Source organism: Streptomyces sp. NBC_01549, assembly GCF_026339955.1.
Classification (GTDB): domain Bacteria; phylum Actinomycetota; class Actinomycetes; order Streptomycetales; family Streptomycetaceae; genus Streptomyces.
On sequence record NZ_JAPEPW010000001.1, the window covers coordinates 7175851 to 7189567 of the forward strand.

Consider the following 13717-nt stretch of genomic DNA (forward strand, 5'->3'; position numbering starts at 1 on the left):
ACCCCGGGCCGACGTCCCGCGTGTGTGCTGCCCTCTGTCCCACCCAGGCATGCCCGGACAACCGCCATCGCAAGGATCGTCCGGGCGGCGATGCGGCGATGCGGCGGGTGCCGTGCGGCGAAGTGGATGAGGGCCGAGACATATTCGACGCGTGTTGCTTAAGCGACGTGCGTTGCATACTGTGCGTGCATGAGAGTCGAAGTCTGGGCGGATGTCGTCTGTGCGTGGGCCTACATCGGGAAGCGTCGACTGGAGAGGGCGCTCTCGGGCCGGCAGGGGGAGCCCGTGGGGGTGGTTTGGCGACCCTTCCGTATCGATCCGGCGGCTCCGGCCCGTGCGGTGCCGCTCGCGGGCGAGCTCCATGACCCCTTGGTCGATGGGGCCTTGCGGCAGTGCGCTCCGGGAATGACGCCCGCGGAGAACCGGGTACGGGTCTCGCGTATCGCCGCTGATGAAGGGCTGGGGCCCCGATGGGGGGCGGCCTGGCGGGCGAGCAGTCTTGACGCCCACCGGCTGCTGGCTCTCGCTCGTGAGCTCGGCGGTGCTCGTGCCCAGGACGTGGCGGCGGAAGGCCTGTTGCGGGCCCACTTCATCGAGGCTCGGGACATCAGCTCTCACGAGGTTCTTGCCGACATCGCCCGGCGGGCCGGCGTCCCGCAGGCCGTCGAACTGCTCGCTGGGGACGCGGGCGACGAGCGGGTGCGGGAACTGCTTCTGCGTGGAAAGGCCATGGGGGTCAAGTCGTCGCCGACCTTCGTGGTGGCGGGCCGGTCCCTGACCGGGGCTCAGCCGACAGAGGGCATCGCGGAATTCCTGCGCGACAGCGAAGGCAGGACGGAAAGGAGCCTTCCCGCGGAGGTGAGCCGCTTCCGGCAGTCCGAGGCACTGCTGGATCTCGGCGATCCGCTGGGCTGCCTCTTCATGCTCCGCCCACTCCTCGACGAGCAGGCGGATGACCGGGGTGTGCGTCTGCTGGCCGCGCGTGCGTACTTTCATTCCGCTCAACTGGGCAGGGCCGAAACAGCGCTGGAGCAACTGGTTGCCGAGTCGCCCGACGACTCCTACGCCCGTCTGCTGCTCGGACGGGTACTGGAAAGGCAGGGGAGGGGCGATGACGCGGCCGTACATCTTCGGATAGCGGCCGCCATGAATCCCGTGTACGGACGCTGACTTGAGCGCGGGGAGAGGAGACGACGTGCGCAGGCGCGGCGAGGACGACGGGAGCGAAGGCCTCGTTGATCTCCACGGCGTCGATGCTGTCCGCCGTCAGGCCGGCCTGCTTCAGCGCACGCCGAAGGAGTGCACGCCTGCCAGTACTCCGCCCCGACGCGGCTATACGACGCCTGTTGCTTAGATGACACGCGTTGCTTTTGCGGCGGGGGTCGTGGAAACTGCTTGCCATGCAGAACATGTCGAACACACGTGGTGCCTCACGGGACCCCCGCGCCCGCCGGACAAGAGCGCAGCTACGTGCGGCTGTCCTGGAACTGTCGACGGAGCGCGACCTGGAGACCGTCACCATGGCGGAGATCGCGGAGCGGGCCGAGGTGAACCGCGCGACGGTGTACCTCCACTACAAGGACCGGGAGGACCTCCTCCTCGATGCGACCGACAGCACCATGAGCGACATCGTCGACGCGGTGCGCGCCTGCCGGCTGGCCGCAGCAGGAGGGTTCCCGACCTCGGAGAGGGACCCCGCGCCCGGACATCTCGTCAAGCTGTTCACCCACGTCGACCGTCACCGCGCCCTCTACGGGCGCATGTTGGGGGAGGACGGCAGCCCCCGCTTCGTCGCCCGCCTGCATCGTCGGCTCGCCCAGGCGTGGTTCGAGCAACTCACGGCCGACGCCGACCCGGAGAAGGCGAACGAGGCGGTCCTCCAGGTGCGTGCCCAATACGTGAGCGGTGGGCTGATCGCGCTCATCACGCAGTGGGCGCAGGGCAGCTTCGACGGTGCGGGCGGTCCGGACGGATCGACGGCCGTCGAGCATCTCTCGCATCTCGCCTGGTCCTTGATCCGTGGACGGGAATGACATCGACGCGTCCGCGCACCCGCTCCGCGGGCGTCGCGCCAAGGCCCTTCTCCCATGGCTCAGATGGCCTGGGCGGTGGGCATGATGGTGATTTCGGTGAGGTTGACGTGGCGGGGGACGGCGGCCATGAAGGCGATGGTTTCGGCGATGTCGGCGTTCTGGAGGCAGTCGATGTCGTGGATGAGGTCGGCCATCAGCTTGGAGGCGTCGGGGTCGGTGACGTGGTCGGGCAGTTCGGTGTCGACCATGCCGGGTTCGATGGTGGCGACGCGGACCATCTTGGGGCCGAGTTCGACGTGGAGGAGCCTGGTGAGGTGGCTGATGTAGGCCTTGGTGCCGGAGTAGATCGAGAACTTCGCGAGGGTGCGGGTGGCCGCGATGGAGGAGGTGTTGATCAGGTCGGCGGGTTTGCCGTGGGCGGCGGAGTCGGTCAGGTGGGGGAGGAAGGCGGCGATGACGTTCATCAGGCCGCTGATGTTGAGGTCGATCTGGCGCTGCCAGTCGTCGACCTTGAGTTCCTCGATGCCGGAGATGAGCTGGACGCCGGCCTTGTTGAACACGAGGTCGGCCTTGCCGAAGCGCTCGGCGACCTGGTCGGCGGCGGTCTGGACGGCGGCGCGGTCGGTGACGTCGACGGCCAGGGCGAGTGCGGTTCCGCCGGAGGCCTCGATGCTTTTGACGACGTTCTCCAGTTTGTCCTTGCGCCGGGCGAGTACGACCACGGTGGCACCGAGTTCGGCGAGGCGTTCGGCGGTGACGGCACCCATGCCGCTGGAGGCGCCGGAGACTACAGCGACACGGCCGGCCAGGGGGGTTCCGGTGAGGAGAGCAGACATGACAGGTTCCTTCGCATGCGTGGTGGAAGTGGCGAACGCGAAAACCGCCGAGGCGGATCCGTCGCGGGCCGGGGGTGCCCGGCCGGGCCGCGAGGGGGGAGCTGACCCGGCCGAGCAGTTGTGAGGCCCCACGCGCATGGGTGAGGGCGCGTACCCCGGCGATCGGTGAACTCAGGCGGCGTCGTCGTGGGCGGTGGCGGCGGACTTCTCGCGCCAGGGGGCGAGGTCGTCCCGCACCTGCTGGTACTTGACGTCGAGACGCTCGAGGGTGTCGCGTCCGAGGTAGAGGTGCGTGGGCAGCTTCTCGGTGGAAGCGACCTCGACGATGAGGGCGGCGCCCTTGACGGGGTCGCCGAGCTGGGCGTGGTTGGCCCGGTCGATCCAGTCCAGCGTCACGTGGGCGGGGGTGTCGTCGTAGTCGGCGATACGGTTCGCGGCGACCGACAGGGAACTGGCGTCGAGGAAGTCGGTGCGGAAGACGCCCGGCTCGACCACCATCGACTGGATCCCGAACGACGCCATCTCGACGGACAGGGCCTCGCTGATGCCGGCGACCGCGAACTTCGACGCGCAGTACAGGCTGACACCGGGTTCACCCTCGAAACCCGACCGGGAACCGATGTGCACGAGCCTGCCGGAACCCTGCTTGCGCATGACGGGCAGGACGGCGCGGGTGACGTTGATCAGGCCGAAGACGTTGAGGTCGAAGAGCGAGCGGGCTTCGGCGTCGGTGATCTCTTCCAGGGCGCCCAGCAGGCCGCGGCCGGCGTTGTTCACCAGGACGTCGATGCCGCCGAACCGGTCCACGGCCGCCTCAGTGGCCTGCGGAATGCTGTCGTTGTCGGTCACATCCAGCGCGACCGCGAAAATCTTGTCGGAATTCTTCAGATCGGCCGGCACCCGCTCCGGGTTCCGTACGCCGACCACGACGTTGTTGCCTTCCGCCAGCGCTGCGCGGGCAATCTCCGCACCGATACCTCGGGATGCGCCGGTAACGAACCAAGTAGCCACGATCAGGCCTCTTTCTCTGCTTCTCGTTCACATGTTCATCGGGGTTTTCCTCCGACGCATCGCAAGGGACAGGAAGGCCGGGAGTTTCCTGGGAGAAATATTCCCAGGCTACGGAGTGCCCCTTCCGCTGTCGGCTCTCTACGGGCTGGGCGGACAGCGGACGGCCCGCGTTGCGCGACCATGCCGGTGAGGAACCGCACCTGTACCGCGTGCCACCGCGCGTACGCGCCCCGTTCGTCGGCCCGTATTGAGGAGCGGACCCGGAGGCAGGGATGCGTACCAGCACCCGCTGACCCCGGACCAGGGAATGCGATGCCGCGGGTGAGGAAAGCCAGAAAAGCGCGTCCGCTCACAGCCGCGAGAGTGGGCCATCCTTTCCTGGGTGTATTACGGCCACCCTTGTGTCTCCCCATGCCCGCGGGCATTGCGGAGAATGACGGCATGAACCAGATCGTGGAGCTGGGAGAGTTTCTCCGTTCGTGCCGAGGCCGGATCAATCCCGCAGACGCGGGAATGCCCAAGTCCGCCCGGCGTCGTGTCCCGGGCCTGCGCCGTGAGGAGCTCGCCCAGCTGGCAGGCGTCAGCGTCGACTACTACACGCGCCTGGAGCAGGGGCGCTGCCGTACCGCCTCGCCGGAGATCCTCGAGTCTCTGGCGACAGCGTTGCGCCTCGACGAAACCGAACGCGCACACCTGTTCGACCTTGCGAATCGGCGCCCCACCCAGCCCCGGCGGTCCATGCCTTCCCCGGCCGAGCAGGTCAGCCCAGCCGTCCATCAGCTGCTGACCACCCTGGATGCCGCCTACTGCCCCGCATTCGTTCTGGGCCGGCGCACCGACGTGGTGGCCTCCAACCCGCTCTCTCGTGCACTGATCGCCGACTTCGACGCCATGCCCGCGAACGAGCGCAACCAGAGCCGGTTCCTCTTCCTCAGCCCCGCCGCCCGCGAGCTGTACGCGGACTGGCAGACCGTCGCCGCGGACACCGCCGCCATGCTGCGTATGGACGCCGGTCGCCACCCCGAGGACCCGCAGCTGGGCGAACTGGTCGGCGAACTCGCCGTGCGCAGTGAGTACTTCCGCGCGTGCTGGGCCGAGCGCAGGGTCCACGAGCGAACCGAGGGGACCAAGAGCTACCACCATCGCGTCGTCGGCGACCTCACCGTCACCTACCAAGCTCTCGCCCTGCCCGGCGACAGCAACCAGACCCTGTGCATCTACAGCACCGAGCCCGGCTCCTCCTCCGAAACCGCCCTGCGGCTCCTGGCGACCTGGTCGACCGAGCCCCTCACGGACGGGGCCCGTACCGCCGTACCGAGCGAGCCGGACACCGCCGCCTGACGGCGAGTCGGCGCTACCAAGGCGAGTAAGCGCTGTCCAAGGTCTTCTCCCCGGCCGGGCTTGGCCTGGACGAAGGCCGCGTTGGTCAGCGGGCTCATATCGTGCCCCTTTCACGGGCAGGCGCTGGGGAAGACCGGCACCACCGTGGCTCTCGGCCCCACGTCCGACGCGCAGATCGGCCTGGAGACCGCGATCCCCGCCGTCGACGCGATCCCCGCCGTCGACGCGATCCCCGCCGTCGACGCGATCCCCGCCGTCGACGCGATCCCCGCCGTCGACGCGGTCGACGCCGTCTACGGCACCGATTAGCAGCCCTCCCGCATCACTGACCGGCGGCCACGGTCCACGACCTGTTCGCCTTGCCTGGTGGCGTCTGCCGGGTGCAGCGGGGGTGTTCGCTGACTGGGACTGCCTCTCCCAGGAAACCCTCGCCCTTCCTGCCCATCCGGATCTGGGGAGACTCGAAGTCATCGGTGGTGGGAGCGGTCTTCGGGAAGCGCTCAACCGGTACAACGCACAACCCTACAGACCAGCCTGAGAGTGGACACCGTCATGACAACCCTGACCACAGCTTCGGATCCCGCCTATTGCAGGAACCCCATGAACTCCGCGCGTTCTTCTGGCTCGGACGCCCCTCCGCAGGCGTTGCACGGTGACGAGCAGTGGCTGGTGGGCTTCCGTTTCCGGACTGCCACCGGCACGCTGATGCGGCATTACTACGTGGTTCCCCGGGCTGCGGGTGCTGAGCATGCCGCGCAGTTGGCAGCCCAGCGGGCCCGCAGTGCGGGGGAGCAGGAGAGGCGCGCGTTCGCCCTGGTCGACGAACGTTGGATAGAGGTCCGCCGGCTACGCCGCAGCGTCGTAGGTGACTGGCGCCTGGGGTTGCGTCCTGGAGAGTGGCGTACAGGTTCCGTCTGATGCGGGAGTCCGTCTCTGCGTCGGAGGCCAACGATTTCGCCCTGGCTGTGGTGGTCTGTGGTGGTCATGGTCTCGTCGGTGACGGTGGCCTGCTCGGCCCGGTCGTTCAGCGGGCTGTCGCGGTGAGGCGTCGCAGGGCGGTGTGGGCGGGTGGGCCCCAGGTCGGCTTGCCGCCGGGGCGACCGTGGATGCCGGCCTCTCCGATGAGGATGCCGCTGAGGGCTTGCAGCACGGCCCAGCCGCGGGCGCGGCGCAGAGTCGCGGCGTCCGGGGTTGGCTGGTAGGCGGCGTGGAAGCGGTCGGTGGCGTCGTCCGGCAGGAGCACCCAAGCGGCGGCGAGGTCACAGGCCGGATCGCCCGCGCAGAGATCGCCGAAGTCGATCACGCCGCAGAAGGTGCCGTCCGCGGTGAGGACGTTGGCCGGATGCAGGTCGCCGTGGAGCCACAGTGCCGGGCCGACCCAGCCGGGTGCGGCGACGGCGTCTTCCCAGACCGCGCGGACGGCATCCGGATCGGGGACCAGCCCCAGCTCGGTGGCCGAAGTGAGCTGCTTGGCGAACGGCTCGGCACGCTCGGCCAGCGGCCCCCCGCGGCCATAGCCGCCGATGGGCGCCGCGTCGGGAGCGGGCCGGTGAAGAGCCGTCAGGAAGGTGGCCAAGGTGTCGGCCGCCTCCGCAGCGCTCGTGGCGGGGGCGCGGTCGGCGGGTGCGCCCGGCACCCAGGTGGTGACGATCCAGGGGCGCGGGAACCGCTCGGAGGGCTCGCCGAGGCGCTGCGGGACGGGGACCTGCAGAGGAAGGCGCGGGGCGAGGGAGGGCACCCAGGCGTATTCCTTGCGCAGCAGCGCGTCCGCGGACCGCGTCGCCCAGGGCAACCGGACGGCCAGGTCGTCGCCGAGCCGCCACAACTGGTTGTCCCAGCCACGCGCGCCGAGCCGCACAGGGCGATCGGCCAGGTCGGGGTGCTGGTCGCGCAGTAGATCCCGAACCAACTCCGCGGTGATCTCGATCTCGGTGTGCGTCATGCGGAGCAACGGTAGCCGGGGCCGCCCGCCCGTACTCAACCCGTTCGGGGTTCTCGCTGACGGCCCTCGTCGGCGGCGTCTCAGCCGACGCTGTCGCGCGGAAGCACCATGCTGCGGTGGTCGTTGCAGCCCGCCGACGGAGTGTCGCCCGGAACCGGCCATGTCTGGTGGGCCTGCAGAGCGAGGCTCACCAGGGTGAGGAGCAGGCTGATGTCGGCGTCGACTTCGAGGCGTATGGTCACCCACCGAGATCCGGGCACTATGCGGACCGCGGTCGCGCCCCTGAGATGATCCTGGAAGCGCTGAATGGCACGGGCCGTGAGGTGCAGGTCGACATCGTGATCCGAATGGAAATGCACGATCTCGCTCTGTGCCGAACTCAGCGCCCGTCCCGTGCCGCAGCTCGGCCGGGCCTCCGCGAGGTCCGGCCAGTTCGCCAGTTGCGTCATGGCACGAGAGGCCAACGTCATGCCCCCATCATGACGAGCTCACCGTCCGGCCACCAGGACTTGAGCATGCCGTAACTGAGCCGTAGCCGGCGCATGCACCTGGATGAGGGCGACATGATCTGCGCGGGATGAGCTGACACGCCGATCAACAACGCGCACCGCCATCACCGCTCGCCTCCACGGGATCACGCCATCCAGAAGAAGACGGCGGTCATCCGCTTGTCCTCCATCGTGCTGCCCCAGTAGCCGGTGGCGCTGTGCATCAGGTTGGCGTTGTAGAGGAGCAGCCGGTTGTAGCGGTGCGGGACCTCGAGGTCCTCGACGAAGGAGTCCGGCGCCACGAACCGCGTGCCCAGCGCGTCGACCAGGTTGTTGTGCGGAGCCGCCACCACGTTCCCGCCGAGCCGGCCGCCGGGCAGGTTCTGCCGGTAGAAGCTTGTTCCGCAGCTCTTGGGCACGACCGGGTTGAGATAGAGCACGGCGGCGTAGCGGCACAGCGCGCGGGAGTCGGTGTGCGGCCGCGGTTGGCCCTCGTCCTTGCCGACCACCTGGACGCAGTTGTGGTTGAGCGTGCCTCCGGAGGGCGTGCTCTGCACCCACAGCTCCTTCGCGCCGGTGGCCTTCTTCACCAGCCGTTCCACACGGGTCAGTTCGCCCGGTTCGAGCCCCGGCATCGTCCGCAGGCCCGGCCAGCTCTCCGAGGTGTACGGGTAGCCCTTGGCCCAGTCGTCCTTGGCGAGACAGCGGGCCCGGACGGCGTCCACGTCGGGCAGCACATCGTCGAAGACCCAGTAGTCCCGGTCACGGGTCGGTTTCCGATACGGGAGGACAGGGAGGGCCGGAGTCCGTGGGGGGTGTGAGGACATGCGGCCGACCATAGTGGCGGCGTTGGTCACCACTCGCCATGAAATTGGTCAACAATCTGTCAACTTCCCTTGGTCACAAAGCTGTCGGCGCCCCGTGCGCACCTCCGCGCATGCTCCGTACGCATCTCGACACGCCTCGCGCCGCAGCATGGAAATGAGATCCATTTTCAGATAGCGTGAGCGGTGTCCACCTACCTTGGAGACCGACATGGCCGTTCCCAAACGCAAGATGTCCCGCGGCAACACCCGCCACCGCCGCGCCCGGTGGAAGGCCGCCACGGCGCCACTCGCCCCGATCACCGTCGACGGCGCCACCCGCCTCGTACCGCAGCGACTGGCCAAGGCGTACGAGCGCGGCTCGCTGCGTCCGGAGGGCTGACATGCGCGCGGCCTTCGTCGGCAAGGGCGGCAGTGGCAAGACCACGCTGTCGGCGCTCTTCTCCCGTCAGTTGGCGCACTCCGGCGCGCCCGTCGTCGCCATCGACGGCGACATCAACCAGCACCTGGCACACACCCTCGGCCTCGGCGACGGAGAGACCTTCGCCGCCCCGCCCCTCAGTGCGCGGCTCGGCGAGATCAAGACGCACCTGCGGGGCAGCAACCCGCGCATCACCTCGCCCGAGGCCATGATCAAGACCACCCCGCCGGGCCGCGGCTCACGGCTGCTGCGCCTGCTCGGCGACGACCCGGTGCACACTCCGCACCTCCAACGGGTCGGCGGCGTACCGCTGATGGTCACCGGTGAGTTCGAGGAGAGCGATCTCGGCGTGGCCTGCTACCACTCCAAACTCGGAGCGGTGGAGCTGTACCTCAACCATCTCGTCGACGGCCCCGGCGAGTACGTCGTCGTCGACATGACCGCCGGGGCCGACGCCTTCGCCTCCGGGCTGTTCACCCGGTTCGACATGACCTTCCTGGTCGCCGAGCCGACCCGCAAGGGTGTCTCCGTCTACCGCCAGTACCGCGACCACGCCGAGGAGTTCGGCATCCCGGTCGCGGTGATCGGCAACAAGGTGACCGGCGAGGACGACCTGCTCTTCCTCAAGGAACATGTCGGCGAGCACCTCCTGACGTACGTCCGGCACTCCTCATGGGTGCGCGCCCAGGAGCAGGGCCGACCACAGGGCGACCTCGAACCGCACAACATCCACGCACTGCGCCAGATGCGGACGGCCCTGGACGCCCGTACCAAGGACTGGACGGCCTTCCAGGAACACGCCGTCGCCTTCCACCTCCGCAACGCCGCGGCCTGGGCCGACCGGGCCACCGGGACCGACCTCTCCGCACAGATCGACCCCGGCTTCCGCCACGGCCCCACCGCTCTCGAGCCGTCCGCCGACTGAACTCCCACGCGCCACCCGAGCGCGACCGGCGCACCACCTACCGACAGGACTGCCTCTCTCATGTCACTCGACGTCTCCCCGAAGCTGCTGGCCGAAGCCGAACGCGGTCCGGTCCGCGAAGCGGACTTCGTGGACACCGTCCGTACGTCCCTGCCGTACGCGTACGACCTCATCGCCGACCTGACCGCCCAACTCCGCAACGGGACGGCCGAGTTCACCGACAACCACACCCCGCCGCCCTCCGAGAAGGAACGCGGTCAGCTGCTGCGGGCGCTCGCCAGCGACGCGATCCGCGGCAGTCTGGAGCGGCACTTCGGCGTCACCCTCGCCTTCATGAACTGCCACCGCGTCGCCGTCTTCCGCCCCGAGGACCGGGGCGGGGCGACCCACGCCCGGTTCACCTCGCTGCGCTCGCAGATCCTCAACCAGTCACCCGAGTTCCGCGACTGCTGAACCCGCGGCCACGCGTCCCCCACGTCACATCACGGGCTGGGGGGTCAGGGACTGCTCGGCCCAGATGACCTTTCCCTCGGGGGTGTAGCGGGTGCCCCAGCGGCGGGTGAACTGGGAGATGAGGAACAGCCCGCGGCCCCCCTCGTCGGTCGTCTTCGGGTGCCGCAGATGCGGGGCGGTCGCGCCGCCGTCGGAGACCTCGCAGATCAGTGCCTGCTCGGTGATCAGGCGCAGCCGGACCGGCCCCGAGGAGTACCGGATCGCGTTGGTGACGAGCTCGCTCACGACCAGCTCCGTGGTGAAGGCCAGCTCGTCCAGACCCCACGCGGTCAGCTGCTGCGTGGCCGCCTTCCTGGCCTCGGCGACCATGGCCGGGTCCGTGGACAGGTCCCAGGTCGCGACCTGCTCGGCGCCGAGCCGACGGGTGCGCGCCATCAGCAGCGCCACGTCGTCGTACGGCCGCGACGGCACGAGATCGTCCACGATCGTGCGGCACAGGCCGTCCAACGGCTGGTGGTGCGAGGCCAGCGCGTACCGCAGACGCTCCCGGCCCGCGTCCGGGTCCCGCCCCGTACGGGGCGTGGCGATCAGTCCGTCGGTGTGCAGGGCCAGCACGCTGCCTTCCTCCAGAGTGAACTCCACCGACTCGAAGGGCAGCCCGGCGACGCCCAGCGCCGGACCGCGGGGGAGGTCGGCGAACGTGACGGTGTCGTCGGGAGCGATGACCGCGGGTGCGGGATGTCCCGCGGCCGCCATCGCGCACCGCCCGCTCACCGGGTCGTACACCACGTACAGACAGCTGGCTCCGACGGCCTGCATCCCGCTGGTGAGGGTGTCCGCGCCGGTGCCCTCCTCCCGGGCGGCCCGGCTGACCAGGTCGTCCAGGTGCGCGAGTACCTCCTCGGGCGGCAGGTCCAGATCCGCGAGGGTCTGTACGGCCGCCCGCAGTCGCCCCATGGCGGCGGCGCCGTCGATGCCGTGACCGGTCACCTCGCCCACCACCAGCGCCACCCGGGCCCCGGACAGCGGAATGACGTCGAACCAGTCCCCGGCGAGGCCGGTCAGCTCGTCCGCGGGCCGGTAGCAGGCCGAGACCTCCACCGCGTTCTGCTCGGGGAAGCGGTGCGGGAGCAGATTGCGCTGCAGGACGAGCGCCGCGTCGCGCTCACGGGTGTACCGGCGGGCGTTGTCGAGACACAGGGCCGCCCGGCCGACGAACTCCTCCGCCAGGGTCAGATCGTCCTCGTCGAAGGGGTCCTCGCGGTCACGCCGGAAGAACGTGGTGATCCCCAGGGTGATGCCGCGGGCCCGGACGGGCACGACCATCGCGCTGTGCAGCCCGAGGTCGATGAACGAGGCGGCCGGGCCCTCGCGGGCGCTCGTGCTCCACTTCCTGGCCAGCGGATCCAGCCGCGCCTCACGCCAGGACCGGCCCTCGGCCAGAGCGCGCACCGGGGGAGAGGTCGCCTGGTACCTCGCAGCGTCACCCACCTCGACGGCGGTTTCGGGGATCCCGGCCCGGACCGACTGCTGCCCGGCACGCCGCAGTGACACCACGTCTGTGTCGCTCAGCCGGCCGGGCACCGGCTCGGCCCCTCTGAGCACGGACTCCAGCAGGTCCACGGTGACGAAGTCGGCCAGCCCCGGTACGGCGACATCGGCCAGCTCCTGTGCGGTCTGCAGGACGTCCAGGCTGCGCCCGATGTGCTCGCCGGCCCGGTCGAGCAGCGCCAGCCGCCGTCGCGCACGGTGACGATCGGTGACGTCGACGACGGTGTAGTACACCCCGATCGGACGGCCGTGGTCGTCCTCCAGCCGGATGAACGACAAGGAGTGCGCGCTCTCGCGGTGCGGCGCGGACCGTATGCGGCCCACGTGCTCGTACCCGACGACCGGCCTGCCGCTCTCCAACACCTGGCGCATCTTCGCCTCGAGCGTCTCGGCGTCCAGGCCCGGCTGTATGTCGGCGAGCCTGCGCCCCAGCCGCCGGTGCGGCGGGCCCCCGCCGAACTGCTCCAGCGCGGCGTTCGACCACACAAAGCGCAGGTCCGTGTCCACGATGGCGATGCCCACCGGTGAGCGGGCGTTCATCCGCTCCAGCACCGACCGGCTCATGTCCCAACCGGGACCGTCGGCCAGATCGGCGAGCAGCACCACCCAGCGCGTGGGCCCGCCGCGCTCCCGTATCGGGACGACCCGGACCATCACCCGGACCGCGTGCCCGTCCCGGTGCAGCGCGGACAGCAGTCCGGCCCAGCCGTCGCCGTCGCGGCAGCGCGCCGCCAGCTCGGGGATCCGGGCCGCGTCCTCCGGGAGCAGCAGATCGGCGGCCGGGCGGCCCAGGACCTCCGCGGATTCGTACCCCAGCAGCCGCTCGGCGTCCGCGGTCCAGCTGGTCACCGTCATCCGGGCGTCGAGCAGCAGCGGTGCGGCGTCCGCCATGTCGAAGCGCTGGCGGGCGGCCAGCACGTCTTGTTCCTCGCTCGCAGCCACGGCGACCCTCTCCGCTCCCCGAAGGTGGTCCTACCCCCTATGTGCCCATTCTTCACTTTGTACGACCATGTGGGCTCCGGGGCCTTGAGCGCCGTTGAACCTCCGGGCCGGTGGCCGCGTATCACTCCACGGGGATGGCGTGAAACCGCACGCGGAAGGAGAGCAGTGTGCCGACACCGCCCGAACCAGGGCAGCCCGGGGGGCGACGGGCGATCGAACCCACCTATGTTCAGCGGCGCCGCCGGACGGAGGCACTCGCGCAACTTCTGAAGGAGGTGCGCGAGGAGCAGAACGGGCCTGACCCGGACGAGAACTACGAGGTCATCGCGGTGCCGGCCACAAAGGTCGCCGTCATGCCGCAGGTGGCCGAGGACGCGACCGAGGAACTTCCACCCGTCCTGGTGGGCGAGGACTACACCCAGGGTCACACCCGGGGCGGGAGACCGGTGGGGGCCCGCAGGCCCGCAGCCGCTGCCGGCGTCCACCACGGGCGCGGGCCCGCGGGACAGCCGACGCCCAGGTGGGGCACGGGACAGCGCCGCGCGGTGGTCGTCATCGGGGTCACGGGGGCGGCCCTCGTGGGCTTCGCCCTCGCGCTCCTGGTGCCCGGCGGTGACCAGGACGCCGGTGCACAGGCCGGGCGGGCCCCCACCGGCGCGCCCACGACGTCCGCCGCCCCGGCCCCGTCCGGGAACGCCGACCCGGACGGCGCGGGCACCCTGCGCGAAGGGGACAGCGGCCCCGCGGTCAAGGAACTGCAGCAGCGGCTGCTGCGGATCCCGAACGTGTACGACCGCGGCTCCACGAACGGCACCTACGACGCCACGCTCACGGCCGCGGTCGCGCGCTTCCAGCTCTGGTACGGGATCCGGGGCGACGAGACGGGTGTCTACGGCAACGACACCCGCGCCGACCTCGAATCCCGTACGACGCTGTGACCCCGTACGGCT

General features: G+C 70.1%; 16 protein-coding genes and 1 pseudogene. 10 read left to right on the plus strand and 7 right to left on the minus strand.

What is annotated here, in order from left to right; genetic code table 11:
* Positions 1 to 189 precede the first annotated feature (189 nt).
* Positions 190 to 1170: a DsbA family protein gene (locus OG819_RS32080; RefSeq protein WP_266652061.1), complete on the plus strand. Its 981-nt coding sequence runs from the start codon at positions 190 to 192 to the stop codon at positions 1168 to 1170.
* 31 nt (positions 1171 to 1201) lie between these two features.
* Here OG819_RS32080 and OG819_RS32085 read toward each other — a convergent pair.
* Positions 1202 to 1294: pseudogene (locus OG819_RS32085) on the minus strand (hypothetical protein); the annotation flags it as partial.
* A 115-nt stretch (positions 1295 to 1409) separates the two neighbouring features.
* On the opposite strand from OG819_RS32085, the gene OG819_RS32090 reads away from it, so the two are divergent.
* Entirely contained in the window at positions 1410 to 2033 is a 624-nt protein-coding gene (locus OG819_RS32090; protein ID WP_266621856.1) for a TetR/AcrR family transcriptional regulator, read from the plus strand.
* Positions 2034 to 2092: 59 nt separating this feature from the next.
* Here the strand turns inward: OG819_RS32090 and OG819_RS32095 are convergent, their stop codons facing one another.
* Positions 2093 to 2869 carry an SDR family oxidoreductase gene (locus tag OG819_RS32095; protein WP_266652063.1) on the minus strand — a complete coding sequence of 259 codons (777 nt, stop codon included), beginning with the start codon at positions 2867 to 2869 and terminating at the stop codon, positions 2093 to 2095.
* Here OG819_RS32095 and OG819_RS32100 point away from each other — a divergent pair.
* Complete coding sequence (locus OG819_RS32100; protein WP_266652065.1) at positions 2868 to 2993, plus strand: hypothetical protein; 126 nt, start codon at positions 2868 to 2870, stop codon at positions 2991 to 2993. The genes OG819_RS32095 and OG819_RS32100 overlap by 2 nt on opposite strands.
* 47 nt (positions 2994 to 3040) lie before the next feature.
* Here OG819_RS32100 and OG819_RS32105 read toward each other — a convergent pair whose 3' ends face one another.
* Complete coding sequence (locus OG819_RS32105) at positions 3041 to 3880, minus strand: SDR family NAD(P)-dependent oxidoreductase (RefSeq protein WP_266652067.1); 840 nt, start codon at positions 3878 to 3880, stop codon at positions 3041 to 3043.
* Positions 3881 to 4321: 441 nt separating this feature from the next.
* Between OG819_RS32105 and OG819_RS32110 the strand changes: the two genes are divergently transcribed.
* The 3 genes from OG819_RS32110 to OG819_RS32120 all read left to right on the plus strand — a co-directional run bounded on the left by OG819_RS32110 (position 4322) and on the right by OG819_RS32120 (position 6139).
* Positions 4322 to 5221, plus strand: coding sequence for a helix-turn-helix transcriptional regulator (locus OG819_RS32110; protein WP_266652069.1), 900 nt, complete (start codon positions 4322 to 4324; stop codon positions 5219 to 5221).
* 60 nt (positions 5222 to 5281) lie between these two features.
* On the plus strand, positions 5282 to 5530 hold the full coding sequence (locus OG819_RS32115) for a hypothetical protein (protein ID WP_266652071.1): 249 nt from the start codon (positions 5282 to 5284) through the stop codon (positions 5528 to 5530).
* 291 nt (positions 5531 to 5821) lie between these two features.
* Positions 5822 to 6139 carry a hypothetical protein gene (locus tag OG819_RS32120; RefSeq protein ID WP_266652073.1) on the plus strand — a complete coding sequence of 106 codons (318 nt, stop codon included), beginning with the start codon at positions 5822 to 5824 and terminating at the stop codon, positions 6137 to 6139.
* Positions 6140 to 6245: 106 nt separating this feature from the next.
* Here the strand turns inward: OG819_RS32120 and OG819_RS32125 are convergent, their stop codons facing one another.
* The 3 genes from OG819_RS32125 to OG819_RS32135 form a co-directional block, all read right to left on the minus strand.
* A complete protein-coding gene (locus tag OG819_RS32125; protein WP_266652075.1) occupies positions 6246 to 7163 on the minus strand; it encodes an aminoglycoside phosphotransferase family protein in 918 nt (305 codons plus the stop codon).
* An 80-nt stretch (positions 7164 to 7243) separates the two neighbouring features.
* A complete protein-coding gene (locus OG819_RS32130) occupies positions 7244 to 7633 on the minus strand; it encodes a luciferase family protein (RefSeq protein ID WP_266621837.1) in 390 nt (129 codons plus the stop codon).
* 164 nt (positions 7634 to 7797) lie between these two features.
* Positions 7798 to 8478: a DUF6445 family protein gene (locus OG819_RS32135; protein WP_266621836.1), complete on the minus strand. Its 681-nt coding sequence runs from the start codon at positions 8476 to 8478 to the stop codon at positions 7798 to 7800.
* 208 nt (positions 8479 to 8686) lie between these two features.
* Here OG819_RS32135 and rpmF point away from each other — a divergent pair, with 208 nt between their 5' ends.
* From rpmF to OG819_RS32150, 3 genes are read left to right on the plus strand one after another with little or no spacing between them, the layout of a single operon-like run.
* Positions 8687 to 8857 carry a 50S ribosomal protein L32 gene (rpmF, locus tag OG819_RS32140; protein WP_266621834.1) on the plus strand — a complete coding sequence of 57 codons (171 nt, stop codon included), beginning with the start codon at positions 8687 to 8689 and terminating at the stop codon, positions 8855 to 8857.
* Position 8858: 1 nt separating this feature from the next.
* Complete coding sequence (locus OG819_RS32145; protein ID WP_266652077.1) at positions 8859 to 9821, plus strand: ATP-binding protein; 963 nt, start codon at positions 8859 to 8861, stop codon at positions 9819 to 9821.
* Positions 9822 to 9881: 60 nt separating this feature from the next.
* Positions 9882 to 10274, plus strand: a complete 393-nt coding sequence (locus tag OG819_RS32150; RefSeq protein ID WP_266652079.1) for an SCO5389 family protein — start codon at positions 9882 to 9884, stop codon at positions 10272 to 10274.
* Between the two features lie 24 nt (positions 10275 to 10298).
* On the opposite strand, the gene OG819_RS32155 is transcribed toward OG819_RS32150, so the two are convergent.
* On the minus strand, positions 10299 to 12767 hold the full coding sequence (locus OG819_RS32155) for a SpoIIE family protein phosphatase (protein ID WP_266652081.1): 2469 nt from the start codon (positions 12765 to 12767) through the stop codon (positions 10299 to 10301).
* A gap of 167 nt (positions 12768 to 12934) precedes the next feature.
* Here OG819_RS32155 and OG819_RS32160 point away from each other — a divergent pair, with 167 nt between their 5' ends.
* Positions 12935 to 13705, plus strand: coding sequence for a peptidoglycan-binding domain-containing protein (locus OG819_RS32160; protein ID WP_266652083.1), 771 nt, complete (start codon positions 12935 to 12937; stop codon positions 13703 to 13705).
* The last annotated feature ends 12 nt before the right edge of the window (positions 13706 to 13717 follow it).

Excerpts from the sequence above, each read along its gene's own strand:
- OG819_RS32080 (WP_266652061.1), top strand. The coding sequence starts at position 190 with ATGAGAGTCGAAGTCTGGGCGGATGTCGTCTGTGCGTGGGCCTACATC.
- OG819_RS32090 (WP_266621856.1), top strand. The coding sequence starts at position 1,410 with ATGTCGAACACACGTGGTGCCTCACGGGACCCCCGCGCCCGCCGGACA.
- OG819_RS32100 (WP_266652065.1), top strand. The coding sequence starts at position 2,868 with ATGACAGGTTCCTTCGCATGCGTGGTGGAAGTGGCGAACGCGAAAACC.
- OG819_RS32095 (WP_266652063.1), bottom strand. The coding sequence starts at position 2,869 with ATGTCTGCTCTCCTCACCGGAACCCCCCTGGCCGGCCGTGTCGCTGTA.
- OG819_RS32110 (WP_266652069.1), top strand. The coding sequence starts at position 4,322 with ATGAACCAGATCGTGGAGCTGGGAGAGTTTCTCCGTTCGTGCCGAGGC.
- OG819_RS32120 (WP_266652073.1), top strand. The coding sequence starts at position 5,822 with ATGAACTCCGCGCGTTCTTCTGGCTCGGACGCCCCTCCGCAGGCGTTG.
- OG819_RS32125 (WP_266652075.1), bottom strand. The coding sequence starts at position 7,163 with ATGACGCACACCGAGATCGAGATCACCGCGGAGTTGGTTCGGGATCTA.
- OG819_RS32130 (WP_266621837.1), bottom strand. The coding sequence starts at position 7,633 with ATGACGTTGGCCTCTCGTGCCATGACGCAACTGGCGAACTGGCCGGAC.
- OG819_RS32135 (WP_266621836.1), bottom strand. The coding sequence starts at position 8,478 with ATGTCCTCACACCCCCCACGGACTCCGGCCCTCCCTGTCCTCCCGTAT.
- rpmF (WP_266621834.1), top strand. The coding sequence starts at position 8,687 with ATGGCCGTTCCCAAACGCAAGATGTCCCGCGGCAACACCCGCCACCGC.
- OG819_RS32145 (WP_266652077.1), top strand. The coding sequence starts at position 8,859 with ATGCGCGCGGCCTTCGTCGGCAAGGGCGGCAGTGGCAAGACCACGCTG.
- OG819_RS32150 (WP_266652079.1), top strand. The coding sequence starts at position 9,882 with ATGTCACTCGACGTCTCCCCGAAGCTGCTGGCCGAAGCCGAACGCGGT.